Here is a 24,153-nt window from a genome sequence, read left to right on the forward strand (position 1 = left end):
TTTATTATCATTGACATAATTTTTATTGATTGTATAAATCAAACAATTGATTAATTTTACTAAGGTATTACTAATGAGTAGAAATACACAAATTCAAGATCAATCTCTTTTATACCATCTTACATGTATGGATAACCTACCAAGTATTCTTAAAAAAGGTTTATGTTCAAGAGAATCACTTGGTAATGGGTTTACAGATGTTGCAGATGGTCAGATAATCCAAGGAAGAGAAGCTCTTAATTTACAACGAATGGTTCCTTTTCATTTTTTTAGTAACAACCCCTTCGATGGAAGGGTAAAGAAAAATCATAAAGATAAAACTTTTTGTATGATTACAGTTAATAGAGATTTCGCAAAAGAAAATAACTGGAAAATAATCCCAACTCATCCACTTTCTGCATACAAAGAAATTGAATTGATGGATTATACTACAGGATTTTCTAAAATAGATTGGAACCTAATGAATCAACGAGATTATACAATTCCTGAATGTAAACAAGTCTGTATGGCTGAATGCCTTTCACCAACTACCGTCTATGCAAAATCTTTTCATTGCTTTTATGTAAAAGATGATGTGGCTAAATCACATGTACTTAAGTTACTTGATGAATACAAGCTAAATACTTACGTCAATATCAACTCTACGATGTGCTAACAATATGATTCGATATGAAAATGGTAACCTCCTTGAATCTCAAGCCGTTGCTCTCGTAAATGCAGTCAACTGCCAGGGGATTATGGGTAAAGGAATTGCTTACCAATTCAAGGAAGCCTTTCCTAAAAATTATGCAGTGTACAATAATGCCTGCAAAAATGGAGAAGTCAAAATAGGATCTGTTCTTATAGTAAATGAGAACAGTAAACTTATTATTAATTTTCCTACTAAAGATAATTGGAGAAGAAACTCACAATATGACTTTATTGAAAGAGGACTAAATGACCTAAAAAAAGAGATTATGAGAAGAAATATACCATCAATCGCAATCCCCCCTTTGGGCTGCGGAAATGGTGGCTTAGAATGGAAATCTGTTGAATCTATGATTATCAACATTCTAAGTGATCTTGATTCTGTTGATATTATTCTGTTTTCTCCACCAACAAAAGAAACATTAAGAGATAAAAAAGATTTAATTAACGTTAAGCATCTTCTGATCCATTATGTATTTGAACAGTTAGTTAATAAATATAGATATACTCTTAATACAATATTTTATATGTGTAATTTTTTAACTAAAGACAATTACTTTAATTTTACAATAAAATATGGAAGACCCTATTCTGAGGAATTAAATATAGCAATCGATGAACTCAAAACGATAAAAGAAAAATATGGTAAAAACTTTGAGAATTTCATTGAAAATTATATTAATACTCACCTAACCAAAGAAATGGAGGTGAATTTCAGAAAACATATACCAGCAATTAATTATTGTACTACTTTATTAAATAAAATTAATTCAAAAGATGATTTTATTATTATATGTAAGTTATTAAGGGAGATATCCAAGAATAACCTCATTAACTATGAGGCATCAACCTCTGAAAAAATTATTTTAGAAAAGTTACTTCAAGAAGGCATAATTATAAAAAATATATTTAATGAATTTGAAATTGTAACATTTTAAAAATATAGCTTACTTAATGAAGGCTCATAAATTCCTAGAGCCTTAGTTAACGTTATATTAAATCAGTATTTTTTCATCAAATCCCCAACACCTGCTGACAACACTTATCAACATGCAGCTCTACTCGCTCAATCAATTGAGGCTTTGAAATAAACCGCGTTACGGTTTCATGGCTGACGAACGTCGCGCCACAATTGATATTCTGGCACTGGTTATAACGTTCTTTGGTATCGGAAGATATTTGCTGACTACTACGGGTATGCGCGGCATGACCACAAACAGGACAAATCATCATAAACGGGTTACCTCTTTATGATGTGGAAATTACCTGTAATTATACACAGGCACTATTCCTTATCCATATCTATATCACTGCTTTTAACTTCTAATTCTAACGAGGTGGTAAATCCGCTATTGTTCAGTGAATGGCTCACCGTGACCAACGTCCAATAGGCATTATCAATCTCAGGCTTAAACCCGCTCACTTGTACCGGTAGCTCAGGAAAGAGATCCGCACGCCCTTTCGCAAGGGTAATACTAAAAGAGGCAACACCTCGCTGTATTTTTTCCCACGCGGCTTTCGCGGCACGTTCAGCATTGGTTTTACTCGCATAAGTATGAGACAACACCATCACATTACCTTCTTCACCGACAAGGTACTCCCCTTGTTTCTGCTCTTCTTTTTTCGGTTTATTGGTAGTGGGTTTTCTACGGCGAATTTGTGATTGTGTTTTTTCTTGCGGTTTACGGGTATTTAAATAATTGGCCGTCACACCGGTGTAAGCGCCCCTATCCACTAATGAAAAACGGTGTCCATCACCCACACTTCGGGTAATTTGTACCAAAGGTAACGTTTGACCGCTAGCAGTGGTATTGCCCCCTTGCACCATAAACAGCAAATTGCCGTTTTTAACACAGGCGGTGGCACCGTTTAATTGCCCTAAGCGGGTTAAAAAACTGCCGTCTGACTCATTGGTCTGATCGATATGTTCAATCTTTACCGTATCAAGACCAGGATCAACCACCGCCGTGACATTATTACGCCCTGCAATGGTTCTGACGATATCGCCTAATGTTTTTTGGTGGTAAGACATTTCACGGCGCACATTGAGCGTTGCCCTAAAATCGGCACTACGGGCGCGTAATGTCATTTTATCGGGTACACCTGAATGCTCTATTTCATCAACTGTAAATGAGCCTTTATGAATAAGGTTTTCACCCTGCCAACCAAGATGCAAGGTCAACACCTCGCCCCGTTTTGGCATCATTAATGCGCCGTCAGAATCATCTAACTCAATATCAAGCCGGTCAGCTTCAAAGCCCCGATTATCCGTTAATGAAAGTGATATTAATCGCCCTTGAATTTTGGTGCTGATATCTTCATCACCGGCGATTAACACAAAAGCCGGCGTGCTACTTTTACCGTTGATCATTTCTGGCAACATTATGATAAAACCCCTTTCATTGCTTCACCGGCACCATTGGCCATCATGCCTAATTGGTCGCTTAAATCCCCTAACATCTGACTGATAGAGTCATCCACCCGTTTTAATGTCAGCGAGAAATCAATTTTTCTTGCAGCACCATCTTGGAAAAATTCGGTGTGAGTGCGTTGTAAATCGGTGATCACAAACATGCCGTGAATGGTGCCTGTACCATCAATAAACGACCACGCTTTACCGCTATCCGCCATTAATTCTAATGCCAGCAACGACACTTTACCGCCGGTTAATGAGGGATAAAGCGCCCCCGATAAGGTGATCACATCGGTATCAGGGCCAATAAATTGTTGTGCCGGTCGGCGTGCGACACGTTGAGTAAAACCATGTCGCCATGTTTGTTGTTTTTGTAGGGATTGATAAGGCACTGTGCGTAACTCAAACACAAATACCCCAAGTGCTGCCATCATTACCACACCTCACTGTCTTGATAACGGCTATTTAATCGTGCTTGCTTGTCGCGCTCACGGCGTTCAATTTCCGCGATAACAAGTTGTGCGATGTCTTGCGCGGATTGATTCGGTTGAGGGTGAATATTAATTTCATAATGTGCCGGCGCGCCTTGATAACGCTGTTGTTGAATGTTCACGTTAGCCGGTGCCGTGCGATAGTTTTCAACCGGCAAACTGTGCGGGTGCAACGGGGCATTTTGTGCCTGTAATGAAAAGGCACTGCCTAGCGATAATGCGGCTGTCGCTAACATGGCGGTGTGCTTACGGCTGGTGATATTCGCAGGACCCTCAACAATTTCAGGACCATTTTCGCCGGCAATACCAAACTGACCACGCGGGATATAACCGCCTGAATCATACATACCGGCAAAGTTGCTATTGTAAGAATCTAATGCAGACTGCACTTTCGGATCGGATGTTTTAGCAAATTCCGGTGTCAGTGCTTCTTTGGCGGCGGTTGCCAATTCCCCAATGCTATTTTTAAAGTCCGTCCATTTGTTTTTTATCCCCTGAATAATGGAATCAATCAGGTCACTACCGAACTGTAAAAATTTAGCCGGCAACGCTTTAGTATCTTCGACAATTTCATCCCATTTAGTCGATATCGTTGTTTTAAGAAATTCCCATTTTTCTTGTGTGTATTTAACGATTTGATCCCAATTACTATAAATAATTCCGGGTAACGTTTGTGTCATAAAAAAGGTTTTAATGCCTTCCCATATCCCTGAAATTACAGATTTAACCGACGCCCACGCGGTTTTGGTATAGCCGACAATACTGTCCCAATGTTTTGCAATTAAGCCCGGTATCGTCCAGTTAAAGAAGATGTATTTAATCCCTTCCCATACTTTTAAAATGGTGTCTTTCAATGCTTGCCATGCAATAGCAGTACGCTGTTTAACAGACTCCCATACTTTGGTGACATACGGCTCAATCTTATCCCAATTTTTATAAATCAGATAAATAGCACCCGCAATAACAGCAATAGCCAGCAAAATAGGGTTAGCTAACATGGCTTTACCCAATCCTAAAAATGCACTGCCTAATAATTTTATTGGTTTTAATAACAGAGCGAGTGCGCCACCGCCTTTAATGCCTAAAATTGATAGACTTAATTTCGCGGCGGCTAATGGTCCTAACATTGCGGCAATGGATAACGAGAGAATACCGAGCGTGGTAATTATGCCGGCTATCGCTAAGCCCACCATAGTCAGTGTTTTTGCCAGCTCAGGATTTTCTTTCATCCACACACCCACATTAGAAATCACACTGGTAATACTTTGTGATATCTGACGCAATGGGCTATCAATGCCGTCAAAAATCTGAATGCCTAAATCTTCCCATGCAGATTGTAGGTTTTTCATATCCCCGCTTAAGTTGTCCGTCATGGTGCCCGCGACTTTTTGGGCTTCGCCTTTAGCTTTCTTTAAGTCGGCAACAAGGTTTTGCAACTCCCCCTTACCCGCTTGTTCTGCCAATACCGATAACGCGGAGAAGGCTTCTTCACCCGCAATATGTTTAAAGAATCCCGCCCGTTGCGCATTACCCATATTGGCGGTTTTCTTATCCAATTCAGCTAATAACTCAGGAAAGTCGCGTAAGTTGCCTTTGGTATCACGAGTCTTAATGCCCAGTTCTTCTAACGCTTTCGCCGCTTGCTTAGGTGGCTCCGCCAAACGTCCTAAAATTGCCCGCAATGAGGTACCCGCCATTGAGCCTTGAATACCGGCATCACCCAATTTACCCGTTGCGGCGGCAGCCGTTTCTAAATCAACCCCTAACCCTGACGCCACCGGTGCAACGTATTTCATCGTGTCGCCAAGCATCGTCAGACTGGTATTTGAACGGGTAAAGGCACCGACTAACACATCACTCACTCGCCCCATTTGGTCAGAGTCGAGTTTAAAGCCGGTTAAAATATTTGAGCCGATATCCGCCGTCGTACCTAAATCAATATCACCCGCCAATGACATTGCCAATGTACCCGGCATAGCATTTTTAATTTGTTCAGGCTTAAAACCTGCCATTGCATAGAATGCCTGACCTTGCGCCACTTGGTTGGCGGTAAATGCCGTGGTTGCGCCTAGCTCTCGTGCTTGTTCTCGCAACATCTTAAATTCATCGGAGTTTTTATCTAAGCGCGTTAATGCCTGCACCTTTGACATACCGACATTAAACTCGTACCCCGGCATTAAGGTTTGTTTCGCGGAATACAACATACCGGCACCGGTTGCCGTCATGGTAGCACCGGCACCCGCCATTTTATTTCGCACATCAAGTGTCTTTTGATACTGCGATTTAGCCGCCGCCATGCGCCTTTCTTGTTCGGCACTGCGCCTTAATTGGTTTTCTTGCCGGCGGAGTTGTTGCGTGGTGCGTTCAATATCACCATTAAGCCGCCGTTGTGCTTGACCGAGTTGATTAGTAGAAATGCCATTGGCTTGTAATGCCGAGCGCTGTCGCTGTGCCGACTGCTGTAATTGCTCATACTTGGTTTTGAGTTGCCCCGCTTCCCGTTGCGCTTTTTTAAACGCCTCTAACTGTTTTTTCGTGGGGTTTTCACTGTTGGCTATTTCTTTGGCGAGAGTGGCAACACGTTGTGTGGCGGATTGGTACGCTTGCTGTGTAGAGGTTAACTGCTGTTTAATCTTGCGAAAGCCGTCAATTTGTGAGGATTGCTGATTAAGGGTTTTTAACGAATCACGCGACTGGCGCACAGCGGACGCCAATCGTTTATTACTTTCTTGCGCACTGCGAAACGGTGCAGTTAATTTATCAACCGCACTCAGTACAACTTGTAATTTTAAGTTATTACTCATCCTGTTGTCCGCTACGTTTCGCCGCTTGATAGCGCCATGACAATAATTCTGAAAGGCTCATTTTGCCGGTGTCTGCCGGTGACCAATGAAAAATGACGGCAATATCTGCCGCCAGTTCATCAGTGGTTAATTCGCTTGGGAATCGGGCATAACCGACTTCGGTAATAAAAAATTGACCACCTGCACGCTTAAGTTAACTAAATCGCCCGCAGCTAATGACAGCACATCGTTTTTGGTTAGCGTTGGCATAGTAATACGCGGTAAGACTTGCATCATGCTATCAACATCCATATCCATTAACGGCTGTAAACGCACACCGCGTAATGCGCCTGAATTGGGTTTAAGCACGGTCACTTTTTCAATTTTGGTTTCACCACGCATAAGCGGTTGTTCTAGTGTCACCGTCGCTTGGTCACCATTAACAACAACCCATTCAATTTGCTCTTGGTTTTGTTCTTCGATTGGCTTTTTCATGTTCTCTTTCCGCATTTAATTAAAGCCCCAGCGCGTCACGCTGTGCTTGTAACAAGTCTTTACCGTCCACTTTTTCCACCATATTGACGATATCAATCTCAATGATTTCTTGACCATCCATCACTAACTTGTAGTAAGTGGGTTTTACGGTAACTTTGGTTTGTGTGTTGTCGCCCGATTTCCAGTTGCCCGGATCGATTTCGCTATAACGACCACGCAGAACCACTTCAACGGCTAATGTTTCCCCCGTATCATCACGCTGATAAGCGCCACATAAACGCAATTGCACCGCATCAATAGTGGATGCGCCCCATTGGCGGTAAACGTCAATATCAGCGCCACCAAGAGTAAACTCACTATCAAGCGCACCGTCATCAAGGCCCATATCAATTTGCACCGAGCCATTCATACCGCCCCCGCGATAGGCTTCTAACTTGCGGGTGATTTTGGGTAATGTGAGTTCTTCGGCAACGCCCACATAATTGGCGCCATTCATAAATAAATTAAAATTCTTTAGCTTGCGTGGTAACGCCATGATTTACCCCTTGATTTTGTTACCGAAATCCATCAGGTATTTATCGGTAATACGCTGACGTAACATCAGATTTTCCATTGGTGGCACGGGTGTATAGTCATAATCCAGTGTGAGCTTGCCGTCTTTCAGTTCTTCTTTGCTATTTGATGTCGGGTCATACCAACATTCACCGCCTAACAAATAGCCCTGACTGACCAATGAACGTAATTTTGCGTTGATGGTTTCAACGATATCCCGCGCTAAAGATGGCGTTAACGGCTTATCAATCGCCCACATTTGCCCTTCTGCCATGGTGTCAGCAAGGACTTGTGCGCTACGGGTATAAGATTCAAACGCAAACAGTGGATCATCCGAACAGGTACGCGAACCCCAAAAACGAAAACCATCACGACGAATAAGTGTCGTCACGCCTTTTTCATTCAGTAAACCAGCATCGGTAGCGGGATCTTGTAAATCCCAATAGATATCCTTAGAAATACCCGTCACACCATTAACGGTGATATTAGATAAGGTTTTATGCCAACCAATATCATTGTCTAACTTGGCACGCAAACCTAGCGCACGCGCAGTGGCGTAAGCCGTAGTCTCGTTATTAGTGGTGCTATCCCATGACGTGAAATCAGGGAAAATCACCATCAATTCACGCTGACCAAAGTTGTCACGGTACTTGATTGCTTCGCTGATATTTTTACAGTCGTAAGCAGACACATAACCAAATGCGCGGAGCTTTTGACAAATCACCGCAATCTCATTGGCAACGGCTAACGTGTCGTGATCGGGTGCGCCAATAATACGAGGCTTAATGCCGTGTTGGGATTGAGAGGCTAGCAGTGCTTGTAACCCTGTTTTTAGCCCTTCTTCGGTAGTACCACCGATAATATTAGTAGTGGTTTCTGCTTCACTTTCGCCTTGTTCTACACGCACCACAACGGTGATGGGTTTAGCCTGATCTGCAATCGCCTTTAACGTGCTGGCTAAGGTACCGGTTTTCCCTGCTTTACCGATAACTTGTGATACATCAGTCAGTAAAATAGGTTTGTTTAAAGGAAAGGTTTTTTCGTCCGCATCATCAGCGGTGCAAACCACGCCGACAATAGCGGTGCTGATAGTGCGAATGGGGCGGGTGCCTTCGTTAATTTCAATAACGCGCACACCGTGATGATAATCTTGTGCCATGCTCACGGACTCCTATAACTGTGTCCGTGTAGCATGAAAAATTAGCGGATAAATTGCACGAAAGCGGGATTGTTTGAGGGTTGGTACAAAATCATTTAAATATATAAATATTTAATCAGACACCCATACCTCACTCCAATCCATATAAACGCCACGCAATGATTTAAGTGTTTTTCCACTGTTTAGTAAACAAATATCACAAAACCCAGTCTGTCCTTGATGAATAGCAACTCCGATATTATCAATAGGAGGCATCATAACTGTTGTCCAATTTTCTCCTCCAGATCCACCCGGTAGTTTGAAATAAATCTGCTTTCCTCTAACATCTTCCGTTAATGAAATCGTAGAAGTAGAGTTTCCCGCGCCACCCACTTTACGCCAATTTTTCCCGCTACCTTTTTTTTCATATCGTGCATCACCTTGTCCTTGAGTTAAAGCCCCTATATCACTCGCATTTAAATTAATATCTCCGCTCAATGGTTTACCATTTACTTTACGTGTATTAGGCACTCGACCATTGGCATTATTGTTAGCATTATTAGCCGCAGTCTGTGCATTGTTTGCGGCAGTTTTGGCTTCATTCACTTGTGCCGGTGTTGCAGCACCCACATCACCCGCCGTTAACGTAATATCAGCACTTAGTGGTTTTCCATTCACTTTGCGAGTGTTAGGCACTCGACCGTTAGCGTTGTTATTCGCATTATTTGCTGTGGTTTGTGCTGCGCTTGCTGCAGTCTGTGCATTAGATGCAGCTGCCTTTGCTTCGTTAACTTGTGCTGGCGTCGCCGCGCCCACATCACCCGCCGTTAATGTAATATCTGCACTCAATGGTTTATTGTTCACTTTGCGAGTGCTAGGCACTCGACCATTGGCATTATTGTTAGCATTATTAGCCGCAGTCTGTGCATTGCTTGCGGCGTTTTTGGCTTCATTCACTTGTGCCGGTGTTGCAGCACCCACATCACCCGCCGTTAATGTAATATCTGCACTCAATGGTTTATTGTTCACTTTGCGAGTACTGGGCACTCGACCATTGGCATTATTGTTAGCATTATTAGCCGCAGTCTGTGCATTGCTTGCGGCAGTTTTGGCTTCGTTAACTTGTGCTGGCGTCGCAGCACCCACATCACCCGCCGTTAACGTAATATCAGTGCTCAGTGGTTTATCATTAACTTTACGGGTACTAGGTACGCGACTATTGGCGTTTGTGTTAGCGTCATCCGCTGATTTTTGTACTTTACTTAAACCCGTACTTAATTCGGCTTTGGTGGCATAAAGCTTAGCCACTTCCTCCAATGTCTGTTTTGAGGCACTTTCAATGGCATCATTGACAAATTCACGGGTCGCCAATATCACCGAGGGGTCAACCTTTAACTCGACTGACTCGGTATGACTAACGGTTAATATCATGCGAATAGTCTGTGTTCGCCCGCTTCCCTCTTGCAATTGGGGTTTATAGGTTTCGGGGCAATTACCTACAGCAATTAAACTGCCTTCATCATCAAATAAACCAATCTCACGTATCCAGTAACCGCCCTCATTTTCAGGGATCACTTGTTCAGCAATAATCTGGCTGTCGTTTTTTGGATCAACAAATAAGGTGTTTAATCCCGCCCGGCGTTTCTCACCCACGAGTTTAGTTTGTTGTGTATCGGGTGTGGGTAACGTTCCGCCACCGTCACCCACGGCCATTTGAGTAATTTTTAAGGTGGTGCCTAATGCCGTGGCTTTTGCCAATTTATTGGCACCAATCACGGTTAATAAGGCGAAAAACTTAGCGCTCATGTGCGACCTCAACTTTATCAATAATGTGTACTCCGACCGCCGTTAATGGCGCACCAGACACGGTAATTTCTTCTGCAAAATACGGATAAACCGTTAACTCATCACCGCTAAACGTTGCAGCAGAGAGATAAAACTCACCTTGTGAATCAAGGTTGATAGATAAACCCAAGAGGTGCCGACTAACAGGGCGTGCATCAGCAATCAAACGCTCTAATTCGTCATAGATTTCTTGGGTAATACCGTTTTCTTGCACACCCACATCAAGGCGAAACGTGCCCGGCGGATCGTCGGTTTGCCACCATTCCGTCACTTTGATGATGTAACCGAGTGGCTCAACCACACGCTTAAGTGCGCCAATGGTGCCCTTGTGTCGGTGAATAAACATCGAATCCCGTACTACTTGGCGCTTAACAGGCTCCGACCAATTTTCATCCCATCTATCAACCGACCAGGCCCATGCAAGGTATGGCAATAAATCAACGGGGCATGTACTGGCGTTCCATAATTGGCGCAATGGCACCGGCAACGTTTGCAAGGATTGACAGGCAATGGCAGCCGCCTTTTCTAATGGGCTACTGCCTGATGGTAATAAGCTATTCATCCGAGCCACCAAGGGTCAAGGTGCTTTGGATGCAATACGAGGCTTGCGTTTTATCGAGCACCACATCTTTTGCGGGCTGTTTTAATTCCACTCGTTGCACACCTTCCACATGCAATGCGGCATAAATCGCTGACAGGCGAATATCACGCCCTAAGCGGTGTTGCTCTGTAATGTATTGCGTCAGACGTTGATTTGCTTCTTTGCGTATCGGCTCCGATTCGGGTCCCGGAAAGAGAAATAACGTCGCATCAATTTGATAAGGGATAATTTTTGCGGATTGTACTTTGATGCGGTCAGCAACCGGTCTCACATCTTCATCGTTTAACGCGTGCTCAACAATGCGCAGTAATTCTTCGGATGCGGTGCCGTCACCCTCACGAGATAACACGGAAATAGTGACATTTGCCGGTGCTGGACTGATCGCAGACACATCGGACACCCGACCATCGGCACTACGGGCATGAAATTCATAACTGCCTACCGGCCCCGCAACACTTAACCCCTCAAAAGCGGCGGGAATGCGTAAACGCAAATCATCGTCAGACTCTAAAATCGCTGGTGTGGGCGGAATAGTCTGGTTATTGGCGGGACGTAACACTAAACGCGATAAATTATAATTCGCGGCTAATTGGTCTAAATCTGCCCCTCTCGCATACGCCACCATCACCGCACGCGCAGACTCATTAATTAGTTGGCGTAATAACAACTCACGATAGACGTTTTCTTCTAACAGCTTGGTCAGGGGTTCAGACTCTAACGATAACGTGTTAGCCACCGCATCACGTAAATGCGTTGGCATCGAGCCAATCAATGCCGTTTTGCGTTCGCGTAATAGTTGCTCTGCATCTAACGACTCAATCACATCGGGCGGTGTTAATTGGCTTAAATTAATCGTTGGCATTATGTCACCGGTAGAGAGAAATTAATCGGTTGTTGGTTATGGGCGTAATAGCCGGTGATATCGACAATCACCTGTTCCTGTTGGCTATGAATATCAATGGCAGTCATCACAATACGTGGCTCCCAACGATAAACCGCGGTGTAACATGCCGACATCAATTGCAGTCGCATCTTGGCGTTAACAGGGCCGTCAATTAAATCGGCAAGCAAACTGCCATATTCTCGGCGCATCAATCGGCTACCAATGGGGGTGTTAAAAATATCTTTCACCGACTGGCGAACGTGCTCAATATCGGTAATACGTTCACCGGTTTGTACATTCATACCGAGATAGTTCATTGCGGCTGTCCTGTATTACCATCACCTGTACGCACACCACCGTGAGTATGGGCTGAAACCACCACGCCATTAGAGGACATTTGTCCGCCAACATGGGTAATATCGCCGGTCATTGTGCCGCCTTTTTGCACCGTCAGTGATCCCGTGGTTAAGTTGTTGGTGCAAATAACGGTAGGGGTATCAAGGGTAATTTTGCTCGTTGCCACGCACATAATGTCGGGTGATGTGACTGTGACAGATTCACTGGCTTCAATCTCGGCGGTTTTAATTCCCGTGACTATTAACGCCCCGGTTGCGGGTTCATATTCAATTACTGCACCGTCTTTATACTCATGACGATGGGCAGTTAATGAGGTTGATGGCTCTGAAAAATCGTCACTAAATATTGCCGGTAACACAAACGAGGTGGTTAAATCACCACCGATTGACAGCAATAACACTTGTTCGCCGATACTCGGCGCCCACCATGAACGCGATTTTCCGGCACGCGCAGTAAGCCACGGGCGCCAGTCGGTTTCATTGTCGCCCGTTTTAACTCGACAGCCTTTTTCCGCACTGACATCAATCACAATGCCAGTACGGATCAAGTTTTGTATTTTTCGGATAAGTTCTGCGATATTCATACTTACAATGTGCCTAAGATGCTTGTTTATTGCTTCATTATTTTTTTGTTTCGCTTATGATACAAAGCACTTAGTTTAATTGAGGGTATAATAAAATGATCAAACTTGGCATTTATGGATATGACATTAAATATGAAAATTCATTTTTTTTTGGACGGATGATTCCATATAAAAACATGGATATTAGTGACAAAAAAACAAATTGTTATCTTTCTGCTTTTTTAGAAATAGAACATGATGAAAATACAAATAGAAATATAAAAATATTAGAAGCAATACTTTGTTTTATTGAACAAAAAGAAGTGTATATAAAAAACCCATTAAAAACTCATGAAGATTATTCTAATCTAGACAATGATTACCCTAATTCTCTAGGCGATAGAAAATATTCTCCCGCTATAATATTAGAAGAAAAATATAAAAAAGATTCTCGAAAATTATTTATAGAAAAAGCTTTTGACAAATTAAATTCAGAGGAAGATGCATTTTCAGTAATGTTTTTTAAAAAAGAACTATCTATAAAAATGATACCATCCTATATTGATGTTACTTACTTTTTATTATTTTCCGGCTTAGAAGCATTTGCTAGAGATTATTATCAAGCATATCATCCTGCTAAAGTTAATAATGTATTTGATAAAATTTTCAAAGAATTTAATATAGAAATAAAATCAAATGAATCTGAAACAAAAAGAAACACCTTAGTTTACACTAAGCTAAGAAATACTATTTTTCACAATGGAAAATATACAACTAATTTAAATAATTCAACCACTGGGGAAGAAATAAATCTAGCTGATTATTTTTATTTTTTTAAAAATATATTTAATATTGTTATATTTAAATATATTGATTTTGATGATAAATCTATCAATATGAATCCATTCTCAAGAAGCAGGTTTATTAAAAGAAATTAATGAGTAAGAAATTCAATTAATTGATTTTCAATATGTTTAATATCTGCCGGTGAAAAGCCTAATAGCTTTCGTTCAGGGTAGTGAATTTCTAATGACTTGCCCCGCACACGCTCTTTCAAACCGTAATGATGCACCGCAGCAATGCCCGCCACTTGCGGAGCAAAAGAGAGGGTGACACCTTTATCGTTTGCTGACATTCGCAAATAACGGGCGGTGGCTAAACGCTTAAACATACGAGTCTGTTTATTCGGCTTTGTGGTGCTGATTTTGTCTTTTTTCACTTCAATAAAACGCAAGATATCGCGCTTATAAAAACTGCGTTCGGCTCTCTTTTCTAAATCGTAGCCGGTGATCACCTCGCCCTTTTTCGTTTTGCGTAGTCGCCAATTTTTTAAACTGCGTGGCTGTCCTTTCCAGACAAATTTCATTCCTCGCAAAACGGTAACCGTTGAGGCTTTACGCTTAGTGAATGCCGTTCCATCGGGATTTTTTTGCGCACGAATACGTTGCAAATTGCTTTTGCGTAAATCACGGGCAATTTCACGGGCTAATTTTTTACGTTCATTGGGTGACGCTTTTGCCAACATGGCGGCTAATGCTTGGGTTAACGGGCTGAAATCATCGGCGTTCATGAGCCACACTCTCCCAAATTTCAAATGGATCAGTCGGCTCTTCAATGGCACCGACAACGAGTTTATCCGCTTGCGCATTGACGAGGACACGCTCAGTCAGCTTTAAATCAATGCTGATACTGGCGGTTTGGTGACTATCAATAAAGGCATCAAAGGTAAAATGACTTTGGCGTTTATCGGGATTGAGGAAAATATCAGGTTGATGTTGTTCAATCCAACCAATGATCACCGCCATTAACACATCTTGGTCACCGGGATAATCATCAATAATAATATTGAGATTGTATTGATACTCATAAGATTGACTACGGGCACCGGTTGCCACAATCGCCCCACCATCAATAAAGGTGTAGAGCCTATCGGGATTTTCGCCTAAATAAGCGACCTTTTTAATTAAGGTATCACGCAGGTTTGCAGGCTTTTTCATGGTTTAACTCATTGATGTATTGCAATAATCGATTTGTATAATCAATCAAATATTCCGTTTGTGCCTTATTCTCCGCCATCATTTCGAGGAGACGTAAATAATCTTGTTGAGCTGTTTTGGTAAGTCGTGCGGTGGTTGCATTACCCATGCCGGCGGTGGCGGTGGTGTGATTATCGGGGTTGGGGCAATCGGCTTTGATGTACACCCGTTTAGTATTATTGCGCAACTCATCATTAAGCCGGCTAATATCATTTTTTGCATCGGTTAGCGCCTTTGTGTGTTGTTTATCCAGTTCTGATAAACGAGTAAGTTCTTTCTGATAGTGCTCAATAGCATTTTTATGACTGATAACATTTTGCTTAAGGGCGAGGTTGTCACCCTTAAGCTGGCTATTCTCAGTGAGCAAGGCATCAAACTTAAATATCAGTAGCAAGCCCATCACGACCGCGACAATAATAAGCAGTACGTTCCTTTTCATCGTGGGATCTCAATATGAGGATAGTCAGGAAAGCGGGTTTCAACGGGTAAACTGGGATCACTTTTCCAGTTTTTACCAAAGCGCAATGTTACCCCCTCTTCATCTGTGGCTTGTTTAAAGGCTCTTAAAATCGGCTCAAAGAAATGTGGTTGCCATTCCATTCCCGGTTTAATCACAGAAGGTAAAATATCAATGGCATCGCCTGTTAAATGACGGCTGTTTAATGTTTTTGAAACACCCTTTTTGACGTTTTCTTTTTGCTTTTCGAGTGTGCGAACACCTTCAATCACTGCAAAGTCCGCCGTAGAAATGTCTAACGCACGATAAGCAATTTTCACTAACAGCGGGTTAACGCCACTAAGATTATTTTTACTGCGCTGACTAAAGATAAATTTACTCACCGGCAACCTTCCTTAAGAATAACTTTCCGACTGCGCTAATAAATGCTGACCCCATCCAGCCCGCCATGCCCGCTATACCGCCGGCAATTTCAGGTTGCCACTGAAAATAACTTGCACCGAATAAAATCAATGCCCCTGAAAACATAGAGACAACGATTTGCGCAAGTAAAATGGCAAAGCGGAACGGTTCCCCTTTCACTATTTTATTGGCATAACTGGCAATACCACCAAAAACCGCCATGCCGGCAATTAATAAGGCGGTAAACCAATTAATATTACTTGGATCTTTATAGGGCATCTTCTTCATACCTTCCCCCTTAAAGGGGTTAATCCCAAAGTTGTAAAATCGGTGTGGTGCTGTGTTGTTGGGGCGTGTCCGGTAACTCAATCGCGGTGCCGGTGGGTAAGATTGCCCCCCATTCAACCAGCCCAGGATTAGCCTCTAATACTTGCTCAATCATGCCGGATGACTGACCAAAGTAACGCCAACAAATATCATCTACGGTATCCCCTTGTTGGGTGTAAATCCGCATTAGATAAGCTCCACCGTGTTATGGGTTTCCCCTTTGATACGTTGTAAAGCCCATTGACCATCACGCCACACTTCATCAATCACCGGTGTCATGGTGTCGGCTTTTTTATTACCTTGTGCGGTGGTATCAATATCGCGATAACGTTCGATTAAACTGGCTTTTGCAAAACAGAACACCGCACGCTGATATAAAACCATCAGTTCACTTTCACCGTTAATCTGTTCGGCTGGCACGTCTTTTAATGTTTTCGCAGATTGACCTATGCGCCACTGATACAACTCGCGATTCACTTCAATCATGGCGTTCAGTAACGTGCTTTTCAGCCGTTCCGGTGTCACCGTGCCATCGACGCGAGTCTGCAATTGAAAATCACGAGTTTGAATATCAGGGAAAAAGCCATTATTTTTAATGGTTTCGTCTTTTTGTGGCACAGGGTTAGCAGAAACATAATCCATAAGAAAACCTTAAAATAGGTGGGCGGTGGACGAAAGAAAGCAAATTGCTTTTTCCGTGCCGCCCTGACGTGGTGTCACAATGCTTTTTCAGCGTCACGCTGGGCTTTGAGCACTTTATCTAGTTGCTTTAATTCGGTTTTAATCCCGACATTTATGTTTAACTCTAAGGCTCGACTTAATACGCAGTAGCTTTCTTGTGGTCGATTATTATCGCGTAGCACTAACCCTAAGATTTTATAGAGTTTTGCTCTCACTTCATCGGGCATATCTTCATCATCAGTAAGGGCGCGTGTACGCTCTAACGTTGCTAAAGATACTGGTAATTTCACGGCATACGCTCGCATTGCCGAATCGGCAATTTCTTCGGCAATCACGGTGCCCGTGGTGCGGTTAACACCGGGGATCACTAAACGGTTAGCTAATGCATAAACGGCAATATCTAACGCCCCCTCATAATCACCCGCATCAATTTTCCACAGCAAAATCGTCATTAAGACATCATCTTGCACACCGCTGCCACCAGACAGCGCCCCATCAACCCACGGCTGATAATTGGCTAATATCTTGCGTTTATAAGCTTCTTTGCGTTCCCGTGACTGAAAATGTTTTAGCTCTTTTTTATCTGTCGCAAGACGTAACAGCATCATGTGATAGCCTTTCGTATTGCGACTAACATGCCCACCCAATTGAGTGGACTGTTGCGCACTTAGGCTCATGCGGTGTTTTTCCCACGGAGATAACATTATTTCGCCTTTTTATTTTCAGCCGATGCTTCTTCTGTTACTGCGCTGTTGTCTGTACCGTCAGTGGTTTCGGGTGGTGTTTCTTCGGCATCTTCGCAAACGATATTTTCAACGAGCGCCACACCACGGAAATCTTCAACCACGAAATCTTCATTGACTGACTCGTAGTTTTCGATGCGATCACGTTTTGCATTATCCAGCACTTGGCGACGACGAGAATCCGCAAGAAAATAAATCGACAAGTTATCAAGACGAGTAATAAAAAAGGTATTTTCAGGGAAGAACGGCGCACGTACAGCCGGTAAACCGCCAATACGTTTCTGACTGATAATGGTATCTGCTGCCAGCTTTTCGCTGTTGTTTTGGTCTTTATTGACCAGTGGGAAGTATTTATCTGCTAACAATTTACGCCCACAAATCACAACAAGCCCCGTATCGTCCTGATATTCTGGATCAATTGCCTTATCAATGGTGTCTTGGACTAACGCATCGAAATTTTGATACGCGCGCCCTTTACCAACATAAACCGGTTTGGCTGTTGTTGTACCGTCTTGCGTGATACTGCCCATCACATGTTCAGGCGCACGTTCGCGTACTTTTTGTAACCAGCCCGAATTCACATCTTGCAGTAAGGGATATTTTTTACGATCAGAGTTATCGGCGCGGTGCGTACCATTAAACCCAATCATAATGCGGTCTAATGCCTGACGGCGGATAATCGCATCACGGATACGGGTTTGAAAGTCGGTAAACTTCGCCCACATATCAATTTTTGCGTAATCAAGATGGGTGTCGTAATTGGTTTTCTGGCAAAGATAGCTGTTCTTTGTCAGCTTAATCGGATCGCTTGTTTCACGGTCTTTTGCTGTTGTGTCAGTGGTTCCCGCAATAGTCGAACCGATACCTAAACCAATGGCTTCACCAACTTGCTCATCAACCGGCACGATATTAATGTGCGTTAAAAACTCCGCCGATTGCTGGATCGTAGTTTCTAATTTTTGAGCCGCAGATGGTTCAATCGGTACTTTGGTATCGCTAAACTCTTGCGCGCTAACACCGTAAATTTTACCGAGTTGCGTCATATACGCATTAAATTTAAAACGAGTTTCTTTTTTCATGGTTTGTTCACTACCTTAGCAATCCGTCAGCACTTCGCCGTTATTTTCGCCACCCGTTGCCGGCGGACGATGTGAGAACGAGGCGTCTGTATTTTCAAATTGGTTTTTTAATTCCGTGAGTTGTTGCGTGAGCGCTTTTACCGCTTCGCTTTGATCGGCGCTTTTTAATGCGGTAATTTCTGCTGAAAGGGTTTGCACTTCTTTGGCGCACAGCTCTACTGCCTGATGCACATCGGTAAATCGCGCATCATCACTGTGTTGTTTTTTAGAAAACATCTCTTTAATGACGCTAAAAAGTCCCGGCTTATCGCTTTCTGGTTTTTCGTCAGTAAATTCGAGATGCGTTTCTTCTGCGGCAGTAAAGACGTTATCTTTGCTTTGTTTGCGCTCTGAAAGTGGGCTACTTTGTGCGCTGGCACTAAATTGCAACATTTCAGTGCCTAAACTCGCGGGGTTATCAGTCACTGCAAGACCGACCAGATAGGCTTCACCGGTATCTGAAAAACTCGGGTTAATTTCGACAGAGGTGTAAACTTTTTGACGTTTTTTATTGAGTTCAATTAAATCAGGTGTCGGATTGATCACGCCGTATAATGCCAACTTACCTGCCAGTGCCCCTTCTTTGATTTCCTCGGTATATACCGATTCCACATCACCAAAGCGTGGCGCCCATGAATAGTTATAGTGATCGATATTGACTCGCGCACCATAAACCGCGGGATCAAAGTTTTTTGCAATTTGGGTTAACCATTCGCGGTCAACTCGACGCCCGTCCGTTGTCGCCCCTTCAACACAAAGACGAACCGGTTTTGATTTCTTCGACATGCACACTACTCCAGACTGCATCCGTTTATTCGTTGGTCTGTATGTTGTCGGTTAAAAGGGGCGTTAAACAATGGATAAGGTTTGTTTGAGAAATGGCACAAAGGGAATGAAGCGAATCGGTGATCCACGGTCAATAGACTAGCCGTAACTTAAGCAAGAAATAGTGATTGTGCAATGGCTATTACCGAAACATTTGATAACCGAAAAAAAGCAATGCACCTGTATTTTTCAGGTTACCGCATTGCTCGCATAGCGGAATCGCTAGGCGAAAAGGCGTCCACCATTCACAGTTGGAAACGCCGTGATAATTGGGATGAAATCAACCCAACCGAACGCGCAGAGTTAACCGTTGAAGCGCGTTATTGCAATCTGATTTTAAAAGAGAGCAAAGAAGGCAAAGATTTTAAAGAAATCGATTTATTAGGGCGTCAACTTGAACGCATGGCGCGGATCAGAAAATATCAAAACGGTGGTAATGAAACTGACCTTAACCCTAAGATTGCCAACCGCAATAAAGGCGAACGCCGTCAACCAGAGAAAAACTTCTTTTCAGAAGAACAAATCGAAAAATTAGAAGATGAGTTTCGCAATACGTTATTTGAATATCAAAAGGTGTGGTATCGCGCCGGTCATCACCGTATCCGCAATATTTTAAAATCTCGTCAAATCGGCGCAACGTTTTACTTTGCCCGTGAAGCCTTTATTGATGCCCTGACCACCGGACGGAATCAAGTTTTCTTATCCGCCAGTAAAGCGCAAGCCTATATGTTCCGTGAATACATTATCAAAATGGCATTAGAGGTTGATGTTGAGTTAAGAGGCGACCCGCTGATGTTGAGCAATGGTGCAACGCTCTATTTCCTCGGCACTAATGCACGCACAGCACAAAGTTATCACGGCAATTTATATCTGGATGAAACCTTTTGGATACCCAAGTTTCAGGAGTTACGCAAAGTGACTTCAGGTATGGCCATACAAAAACATTGGCGACAAACCTACTTTTCAACACCGTCAACCATGAGCCATGAAGCGTACCCGTTTTGGTCGGGCAAGCTATATAACCGCGGACGCAAAAAAGAAGATAGAGTTGATATTGATATTTCACATGAAGCCTTAGTCAATGGGCGCTTATGTGAGGATGGGCAGTGGCGACAAATCGTCAACATTGAAGATGCGTTGCGAGGCGGTTGTGATTTATTCGATTTAGAGCAACTCAAAAAAGAGTATAGCCCAGACGAATATAACAACCTGTTAATGTGCCACTTTATGGATGATATCGAATCCCTATTTAACTTTAACATGATGCAAAATTGCATGGTGGACAGTTGGGAGGTGTGGGATGACATTCAACCATTAGCCCTGCGCCCTTATGCCTATAATCCTGTTTGGGTAGGTTATGACCCCAGCAAAGGCGGTGAAAATGGTGATAGTGCCGGTTGTGTGGTTATCGCTCCGCCGAAAGTACCCGGAGGGAAATTCCGCATATTAGAGCGCCATCAATGGCGTGGTATGGATTTTCGCGCACAAGCTGACGCCATAAAAAAAATCACCGAACGTTTCTATGTTGAATATATGGGTATTGATACCACCGGCTTAGGCCATGGGGTTTATCAGAATGTTATCCAGTTTTTCCCTGCTGCGCGTGAGTTTATTTATAACCCGAATGTCAAAAATGCTTTAGTCATTAAAGCTTATGACGTGATTAGTCACGGACGTTTAGAGTTCGACGCACAGTGCGTTGATATCATTCAATCTTTTACTTCCATTCGCCGTACTACCACCGGAAGCGGTAACCGCCCTACTTATGAAGCCTCACGCAGTGAAGAAAGCGGACATGCTGACCTTGCATGGGCAACGATGCACGCCCTCTTCAACGAACCATTAACCGGCACCACCGAGAACAGTAATAATATTGTGGAGATTTATTGATGAGCCGTAAAAATAAAAAAAGTTTTAAAGCACAACAAACGGCAACCGCCAATAATAGTATGGAAGCCTTTACCTTTGGTGATCCCGTTCCGGTGTTAGATAAACGAGAAATCTTTGATTATCTGGAATGTGCGCAAGTTGATAATTGGTATGAGCCACCGGTTAGCTTTGATGGGTTATCAAAACTGTTTCGTGCGGCGACGCATCATAGCAGTGCAATTTATGTGAAACGTAATATCTTAGTCAGCACATTTCAGCCTAACCGTTTTCTCTCTAAGTTAGACTTTAGCCGGTTTGCTCTCGACTTCTTAACCTTTGGCAATGCCTACCTTGAACGGCGTAACAATATGGTGGGTAACTTATTAAAACTCACCCCCGTTCTCGCCAAATATACCCGCCGTGGTGTTGCTGATGATAGCTATTGGTTTGTGCGTTATGGCTATGACTCACAGCCTTATGAGTTTAAACTCGGTAGCGTGTTTCAGTTATACGAACCCGATTTAAATCAAGAGCTATATGGATTACCGGAATATCTGGCATCCACTATGTCAGTGCTACTGAATGAAGCCGCTACCCTATTCCGTGTTAAGTATTATCGCAATGGTAGCCATGCCGGATTTATTTTATACGTCAGTGATGCATCACAAAACCAAAGTGATATTGATAAAATTCGTAAAGCAATGCAAAACTCAAAAGGTCCCGGCAATTTCCGCAACTTGTTTATCCACGCACCGAACGGCAAGAAAGACGGCGTACAAGTTATTCCACTAAGTGAGATTGCGGCGAAAGATGAATTCCTTAATATCAAGAATGTTAGCCGTGATGATATGTTAGCGGCACACCGTGTACCGCCTCAAATGATGGGGATCATTCCACAGAATACCGGTGGCTTTGGTGACGTAGAGAAAGCGGCAAAGGTTTTCTTTCGTAATGAGTTGGCACCACTGCAAAGCAAGATATTACAGATCAATGATTGGTTAGGTGAGGAAGTGATTAAGTTTGATAAGTACACATTAGATGATGAGTAACCTCACCGCACAAAGAACAATACCGCCGACACTGGCGGTATTTTTTACCTGTAAAGTATAAGGTGAATCCGCCTAATTCCCGCCCTCTCAAACCCGTATTAAATGCATCTACAATCCATTTTAAGCACACGTAATTTATTTGATATTCAGATATCTTTTTCTTGTTTTAATCGCTCTATGCGCTGGAAATTTGCGAGGAATAATGTTTTTAACCCCATCAAAACGCAATCGTGACCCCGCCACGCCCGCGCACTAAATGTGTCGGTTTTTATGCAGATGCAAATTCTCATCATAGCGCCTAGCAATGGCATTAGTGTATATAAAAAATGACGGCACAATAGATTCAATATCATGCAAAATTATTCAGAATTGCTTACCATGCAATAGTAACTATCTAAATAGATTTCATATTAAACGTATTTAAGGAGTTGTTATGAGGTTATCACCAGAAGAACCTGATTTTTCTCAAGGATTTACAAGCGAAAATGATATTTTTAATAGGAAAGTTTTATATGAAAAAATTATTAATGTCGTAAACCATTCTGAAGATAGTAACTTAGTTCTTGCATTAAATGATAAATGGGGAAATGGTAAAACCTCTTTTGTAAAAATGCTAAAAGCAGAATTAGAACTATCAGAAAATAATATTAATGTTATTTACTTTGACTCTTTTAAAAATGATTACCAAAAAGACCCATTATTACCAATGATATCATGTGTATACAATAGTATAGAACATGATGAAAAATCTATAAAAGAGAAAGTGTTCCAAACAGGTAAAAGTGTTGCTTTAAGCATTTCAAAACAAGTTCCTAAAAGTATAATCAATATATTAACCTCTAAACTAATCGACAGTGATGATATAGATAAAATTAAGGAATCAATTGTTGATGCCACAAATGCCCCTTGGGAAAGTTACATTGAAGATAAAATAAAAAACTCACAAGAAGAAGAGGATAAAATCGAAAGTTTTAGAGCCATATTAAGGTCTATACACCAAAAAACAAATAATAAAACCTTATTTATTATTGATGAGTTAGATAGAGCAAGACCTGATTTCTCATTAAATCTTTTAGAATTAATAAAACACATATTTAATGTTGAAGGTTTTTATTTTTTACTAGTTATGAATAAGCAACAATTTGAAGAATCAATAAAAATAAGATATGGAAATATTAACTCATCATTATATTTAAATAAATTTATAGATTATTGGTTTACCTTGCCTAAAGATATATTTACAACAGAAGAATACATAAATGGCGAAGGGTATCGTATGCCTAAAAATTTAACTTTAGGTGCTTATCTTCAACATATAGATAAAAATAATATTCTTATGAAAGAAAGCGATGCATTTAATATGCTACTGTACCTATTTAACTTCAACAATGTATCTCTTAGAGAAATAGAGAAATGTTATTCTTTAATTTCAATTATTAAAAACTCCAATAAAATAATGATGCTTGATAAGCCATATCAAGTTATTGTTGCTTTGGTTTGTTTTTTGAAAATTAACAATGAACCATTATTAGATAAATTAAAAAGAAGGGATGCAACTCCAGAAGAAGTACTTACACTATTGAATATACCATTGGATAAGGATTTATTTGATACATCAATTCACTATTTATATATAGTACTGCGTTATGAATTACTTACTGGTGAAGAATTTAAAAAACTTAAAGGTGAAAATTATTTTATAGGTATAGAAGGTTATGCTGGCAGAAAAGTAAGATACTTAGAAACGATAACCGATTACTTTGAAAACATGTCCATAGATTAATTCCATGATGGCTTAAATTATTCCTAAGAATATTTTAAGCCACTTTTTGTTAATTT

At 41.9% G+C, this 24,153-nt stretch carries 29 protein-coding genes; 6 read left to right on the forward strand and 23 right to left on the reverse strand.

Features of this window, described 5'->3' with window-relative positions:
- Positions 1–73 precede the first annotated feature (73 nt).
- Both DK858_RS11320 and DK858_RS11325 read left to right on the forward strand, forming a co-directional pair.
- The gene (locus tag DK858_RS11320; RefSeq protein ID WP_109397490.1) at positions 74–655 is read left to right on the forward strand and encodes a DarT ssDNA thymidine ADP-ribosyltransferase family protein; all 582 of its coding nucleotides are present in this window, start codon (positions 74–76) and stop codon (positions 653–655) included.
- A 4-nt stretch (positions 656–659) separates the two neighbouring features.
- On the forward strand, positions 660–1,625 hold the full coding sequence (locus tag DK858_RS11325) for a macro domain-containing protein (RefSeq protein WP_109397491.1): 966 nt from the start codon (positions 660–662) through the stop codon (positions 1,623–1,625).
- A gap of 76 nt (positions 1,626–1,701) precedes the next feature.
- Here the strand turns inward: DK858_RS11325 and DK858_RS11330 are convergent, their stop codons facing one another.
- From DK858_RS11330 to DK858_RS11390, 13 genes are all read right to left on the reverse strand, one after another.
- A complete protein-coding gene (locus DK858_RS11330) occupies positions 1,702–1,920 on the reverse strand; it encodes an ogr/Delta-like zinc finger family protein (RefSeq protein WP_109397492.1) in 219 nt (72 codons plus the stop codon).
- A 52-nt stretch (positions 1,921–1,972) separates the two neighbouring features.
- Positions 1,973–3,070 (reverse strand): phage late control D family protein, encoded by a 1,098-nt coding sequence (locus DK858_RS11335; RefSeq protein WP_109397493.1) that lies wholly within the window; start codon positions 3,068–3,070, stop codon positions 1,973–1,975.
- Positions 3,070–3,534: a phage tail protein gene (locus tag DK858_RS11340; protein WP_036907694.1), complete on the reverse strand. Its 465-nt coding sequence runs from the start codon at positions 3,532–3,534 to the stop codon at positions 3,070–3,072. Before DK858_RS11340 ends, DK858_RS11335 begins: the two co-directional genes overlap by 1 nt.
- Positions 3,534–6,395: a phage tail tape measure protein gene (locus tag DK858_RS11345; RefSeq protein WP_109397494.1), complete on the reverse strand. Its 2,862-nt coding sequence runs from the start codon at positions 6,393–6,395 to the stop codon at positions 3,534–3,536. The genes DK858_RS11340 and DK858_RS11345 overlap by 1 nt, the downstream gene beginning before the upstream one ends.
- A complete protein-coding gene (locus DK858_RS18515) occupies positions 6,388–6,561 on the reverse strand; it encodes a GpE family phage tail protein (RefSeq protein WP_072070684.1) in 174 nt (57 codons plus the stop codon). The genes DK858_RS11345 and DK858_RS18515 overlap by 8 nt, the downstream gene beginning before the upstream one ends.
- Positions 6,522–6,869: a phage tail assembly protein gene (locus DK858_RS11355; RefSeq protein WP_109397495.1), complete on the reverse strand. Its 348-nt coding sequence runs from the start codon at positions 6,867–6,869 to the stop codon at positions 6,522–6,524. The genes DK858_RS18515 and DK858_RS11355 overlap by 40 nt, the downstream gene beginning before the upstream one ends.
- A 19-nt stretch (positions 6,870–6,888) precedes the next feature.
- Positions 6,889–7,404, reverse strand: coding sequence for a phage major tail tube protein (locus DK858_RS11360; RefSeq protein ID WP_109397496.1), 516 nt, complete (start codon positions 7,402–7,404; stop codon positions 6,889–6,891).
- 3 nt (positions 7,405–7,407) lie between these two features.
- Positions 7,408–8,580, reverse strand: coding sequence for a phage tail sheath protein (locus tag DK858_RS11365; protein WP_109397497.1), 1,173 nt, complete (start codon positions 8,578–8,580; stop codon positions 7,408–7,410).
- Between the two features lie 111 nt (positions 8,581–8,691).
- Positions 8,692–10,365, reverse strand: coding sequence for a phage tail protein (locus DK858_RS11370; RefSeq protein ID WP_109397498.1), 1,674 nt, complete (start codon positions 10,363–10,365; stop codon positions 8,692–8,694).
- On the reverse strand, positions 10,355–10,966 hold the full coding sequence (locus tag DK858_RS11375) for a phage tail protein I (protein WP_109397499.1): 612 nt from the start codon (positions 10,964–10,966) through the stop codon (positions 10,355–10,357). The genes DK858_RS11370 and DK858_RS11375 overlap by 11 nt, the downstream gene beginning before the upstream one ends.
- Complete coding sequence (locus tag DK858_RS11380) at positions 10,959–11,867, reverse strand: baseplate assembly protein (RefSeq protein ID WP_109397500.1); 909 nt, start codon at positions 11,865–11,867, stop codon at positions 10,959–10,961. Before DK858_RS11380 ends, DK858_RS11375 begins: the two co-directional genes overlap by 8 nt.
- Positions 11,867–12,205 carry a GPW/gp25 family protein gene (locus DK858_RS11385; protein ID WP_109397501.1) on the reverse strand — a complete coding sequence of 113 codons (339 nt, stop codon included), beginning with the start codon at positions 12,203–12,205 and terminating at the stop codon, positions 11,867–11,869. The genes DK858_RS11380 and DK858_RS11385 overlap by 1 nt, the downstream gene beginning before the upstream one ends.
- Positions 12,202–12,828 carry a phage baseplate assembly protein V gene (locus DK858_RS11390; RefSeq protein WP_109397502.1) on the reverse strand — a complete coding sequence of 209 codons (627 nt, stop codon included), beginning with the start codon at positions 12,826–12,828 and terminating at the stop codon, positions 12,202–12,204. The genes DK858_RS11385 and DK858_RS11390 overlap by 4 nt, the downstream gene beginning before the upstream one ends.
- A 95-nt stretch (positions 12,829–12,923) precedes the next feature.
- Here DK858_RS11390 and DK858_RS11395 point away from each other — a divergent pair, with 95 nt between their 5' ends.
- On the forward strand, positions 12,924–13,745 hold the full coding sequence (locus DK858_RS11395) for a hypothetical protein (protein ID WP_109397503.1): 822 nt from the start codon (positions 12,924–12,926) through the stop codon (positions 13,743–13,745).
- Here DK858_RS11395 and DK858_RS11400 read toward each other — a convergent pair.
- The 10 genes from DK858_RS11400 to DK858_RS11445 all read right to left on the reverse strand — a co-directional run bounded on the left by DK858_RS11400 (position 13,742) and on the right by DK858_RS11445 (position 19,357).
- Entirely contained in the window at positions 13,742–14,377 is a 636-nt protein-coding gene (locus DK858_RS11400; protein ID WP_109397504.1) for a phage virion morphogenesis protein, read from the reverse strand. The two genes, DK858_RS11395 and DK858_RS11400, sit on opposite strands and share 4 nt — an antisense overlap.
- Complete coding sequence (locus DK858_RS11405) at positions 14,364–14,804, reverse strand: phage tail protein (RefSeq protein WP_109397505.1); 441 nt, start codon at positions 14,802–14,804, stop codon at positions 14,364–14,366. Before DK858_RS11405 ends, DK858_RS11400 begins: the two co-directional genes overlap by 14 nt.
- Positions 14,779–15,282, reverse strand: a complete 504-nt coding sequence (locus DK858_RS11410; RefSeq protein WP_109397506.1) for a lysis protein — start codon at positions 15,280–15,282, stop codon at positions 14,779–14,781. The genes DK858_RS11405 and DK858_RS11410 overlap by 26 nt, the downstream gene beginning before the upstream one ends.
- Positions 15,279–15,689, reverse strand: coding sequence for a M15 family metallopeptidase (locus tag DK858_RS11415; RefSeq protein WP_194294841.1), 411 nt, complete (start codon positions 15,687–15,689; stop codon positions 15,279–15,281). The genes DK858_RS11410 and DK858_RS11415 overlap by 4 nt, the downstream gene beginning before the upstream one ends.
- On the reverse strand, positions 15,676–15,990 hold the full coding sequence (locus tag DK858_RS11420) for a phage holin family protein (RefSeq protein WP_109397508.1): 315 nt from the start codon (positions 15,988–15,990) through the stop codon (positions 15,676–15,678). The genes DK858_RS11415 and DK858_RS11420 overlap by 14 nt, the downstream gene beginning before the upstream one ends.
- Positions 15,991–16,009: 19 nt before the next feature.
- Positions 16,010–16,216: a tail protein X gene (locus DK858_RS11425; RefSeq protein WP_109397509.1), complete on the reverse strand. Its 207-nt coding sequence runs from the start codon at positions 16,214–16,216 to the stop codon at positions 16,010–16,012.
- Positions 16,216–16,671 carry a head completion/stabilization protein gene (locus DK858_RS11430; RefSeq protein ID WP_109397510.1) on the reverse strand — a complete coding sequence of 152 codons (456 nt, stop codon included), beginning with the start codon at positions 16,669–16,671 and terminating at the stop codon, positions 16,216–16,218. The genes DK858_RS11425 and DK858_RS11430 overlap by 1 nt, the downstream gene beginning before the upstream one ends.
- Positions 16,672–16,745: 74 nt before the next feature.
- A complete protein-coding gene (gene gpM / locus DK858_RS11435) occupies positions 16,746–17,414 on the reverse strand; it encodes a phage terminase small subunit (RefSeq protein WP_228407297.1) in 669 nt (222 codons plus the stop codon).
- Entirely contained in the window at positions 17,414–18,532 is a 1,119-nt protein-coding gene (locus DK858_RS11440; RefSeq protein WP_109397512.1) for a phage major capsid protein, P2 family, read from the reverse strand. Before DK858_RS11440 ends, gpM begins: the two co-directional genes overlap by 1 nt.
- Before the next feature lie 15 nt (positions 18,533–18,547).
- Positions 18,548–19,357, reverse strand: coding sequence for a GPO family capsid scaffolding protein (locus DK858_RS11445; RefSeq protein WP_109397513.1), 810 nt, complete (start codon positions 19,355–19,357; stop codon positions 18,548–18,550).
- Between the two features lie 174 nt (positions 19,358–19,531).
- Here DK858_RS11445 and DK858_RS11450 point away from each other — a divergent pair, with 174 nt between their 5' ends.
- The 3 genes from DK858_RS11450 to DK858_RS11460 all read left to right on the forward strand — a co-directional run bounded on the left by DK858_RS11450 (position 19,532) and on the right by DK858_RS11460 (position 24,097).
- Positions 19,532–21,286 carry a terminase ATPase subunit family protein gene (locus DK858_RS11450; RefSeq protein WP_109397514.1) on the forward strand — a complete coding sequence of 585 codons (1,755 nt, stop codon included), beginning with the start codon at positions 19,532–19,534 and terminating at the stop codon, positions 21,284–21,286.
- Complete coding sequence (locus DK858_RS11455) at positions 21,286–22,314, forward strand: phage portal protein (RefSeq protein ID WP_109397515.1); 1,029 nt, start codon at positions 21,286–21,288, stop codon at positions 22,312–22,314. The genes DK858_RS11450 and DK858_RS11455 overlap by 1 nt, the downstream gene beginning before the upstream one ends.
- Positions 22,315–22,747: 433 nt before the next feature.
- Complete coding sequence (locus DK858_RS11460; RefSeq protein ID WP_109397516.1) at positions 22,748–24,097, forward strand: KAP family P-loop NTPase fold protein; 1,350 nt, start codon at positions 22,748–22,750, stop codon at positions 24,095–24,097.
- Positions 24,098–24,153: the final 56 nt, after the last annotated feature.

This window comes from Proteus faecis, from assembly GCF_003144395.1.
GTDB lineage: Bacteria > Pseudomonadota > Gammaproteobacteria > Enterobacterales > Enterobacteriaceae > Proteus > Proteus faecis.

Excerpts from the sequence above, each read along its gene's own strand:
- DK858_RS11320 (WP_109397490.1), top strand. The coding sequence starts at position 74 with ATGAGTAGAAATACACAAATTCAAGATCAATCTCTTTTATACCATCTT.
- DK858_RS11325 (WP_109397491.1), top strand. The coding sequence starts at position 660 with ATGATTCGATATGAAAATGGTAACCTCCTTGAATCTCAAGCCGTTGCT.
- DK858_RS11330 (WP_109397492.1), bottom strand. The coding sequence starts at position 1,920 with ATGATGATTTGTCCTGTTTGTGGTCATGCCGCGCATACCCGTAGTAGT.
- DK858_RS11335 (WP_109397493.1), bottom strand. The coding sequence starts at position 3,070 with ATGTTGCCAGAAATGATCAACGGTAAAAGTAGCACGCCGGCTTTTGTG.
- DK858_RS11340 (WP_036907694.1), bottom strand. The coding sequence starts at position 3,534 with ATGATGGCAGCACTTGGGGTATTTGTGTTTGAGTTACGCACAGTGCCT.
- DK858_RS11345 (WP_109397494.1), bottom strand. The coding sequence starts at position 6,395 with ATGAGTAATAACTTAAAATTACAAGTTGTACTGAGTGCGGTTGATAAA.
- DK858_RS11355 (WP_109397495.1), bottom strand. The coding sequence starts at position 6,869 with ATGAAAAAGCCAATCGAAGAACAAAACCAAGAGCAAATTGAATGGGTT.
- DK858_RS11360 (WP_109397496.1), bottom strand. The coding sequence starts at position 7,404 with ATGGCGTTACCACGCAAGCTAAAGAATTTTAATTTATTTATGAATGGC.
- DK858_RS11365 (WP_109397497.1), bottom strand. The coding sequence starts at position 8,580 with ATGGCACAAGATTATCATCACGGTGTGCGCGTTATTGAAATTAACGAA.
- DK858_RS11370 (WP_109397498.1), bottom strand. The coding sequence starts at position 10,365 with ATGAGCGCTAAGTTTTTCGCCTTATTAACCGTGATTGGTGCCAATAAA.
- DK858_RS11375 (WP_109397499.1), bottom strand. The coding sequence starts at position 10,966 with ATGAATAGCTTATTACCATCAGGCAGTAGCCCATTAGAAAAGGCGGCT.
- DK858_RS11380 (WP_109397500.1), bottom strand. The coding sequence starts at position 11,867 with ATGCCAACGATTAATTTAAGCCAATTAACACCGCCCGATGTGATTGAG.
- DK858_RS11385 (WP_109397501.1), bottom strand. The coding sequence starts at position 12,205 with ATGAACTATCTCGGTATGAATGTACAAACCGGTGAACGTATTACCGAT.
- DK858_RS11390 (WP_109397502.1), bottom strand. The coding sequence starts at position 12,828 with ATGAATATCGCAGAACTTATCCGAAAAATACAAAACTTGATCCGTACT.
- DK858_RS11395 (WP_109397503.1), top strand. The coding sequence starts at position 12,924 with ATGATCAAACTTGGCATTTATGGATATGACATTAAATATGAAAATTCA.
- DK858_RS11400 (WP_109397504.1), bottom strand. The coding sequence starts at position 14,377 with ATGAACGCCGATGATTTCAGCCCGTTAACCCAAGCATTAGCCGCCATG.
- DK858_RS11405 (WP_109397505.1), bottom strand. The coding sequence starts at position 14,804 with ATGAAAAAGCCTGCAAACCTGCGTGATACCTTAATTAAAAAGGTCGCT.
- DK858_RS11410 (WP_109397506.1), bottom strand. The coding sequence starts at position 15,282 with ATGAAAAGGAACGTACTGCTTATTATTGTCGCGGTCGTGATGGGCTTG.
- DK858_RS11420 (WP_109397508.1), bottom strand. The coding sequence starts at position 15,990 with ATGAAGAAGATGCCCTATAAAGATCCAAGTAATATTAATTGGTTTACC.
- DK858_RS11425 (WP_109397509.1), bottom strand. The coding sequence starts at position 16,216 with ATGCGGATTTACACCCAACAAGGGGATACCGTAGATGATATTTGTTGG.
- DK858_RS11430 (WP_109397510.1), bottom strand. The coding sequence starts at position 16,671 with ATGGATTATGTTTCTGCTAACCCTGTGCCACAAAAAGACGAAACCATT.
- gpM (WP_228407297.1), bottom strand. The coding sequence starts at position 17,414 with ATGTTATCTCCGTGGGAAAAACACCGCATGAGCCTAAGTGCGCAACAG.
- DK858_RS11440 (WP_109397512.1), bottom strand. The coding sequence starts at position 18,532 with ATGAAAAAAGAAACTCGTTTTAAATTTAATGCGTATATGACGCAACTC.
- DK858_RS11445 (WP_109397513.1), bottom strand. The coding sequence starts at position 19,357 with ATGTCGAAGAAATCAAAACCGGTTCGTCTTTGTGTTGAAGGGGCGACA.
- DK858_RS11450 (WP_109397514.1), top strand. The coding sequence starts at position 19,532 with ATGGCTATTACCGAAACATTTGATAACCGAAAAAAAGCAATGCACCTG.
- DK858_RS11455 (WP_109397515.1), top strand. The coding sequence starts at position 21,286 with ATGAGCCGTAAAAATAAAAAAAGTTTTAAAGCACAACAAACGGCAACC.
- DK858_RS11460 (WP_109397516.1), top strand. The coding sequence starts at position 22,748 with ATGAGGTTATCACCAGAAGAACCTGATTTTTCTCAAGGATTTACAAGC.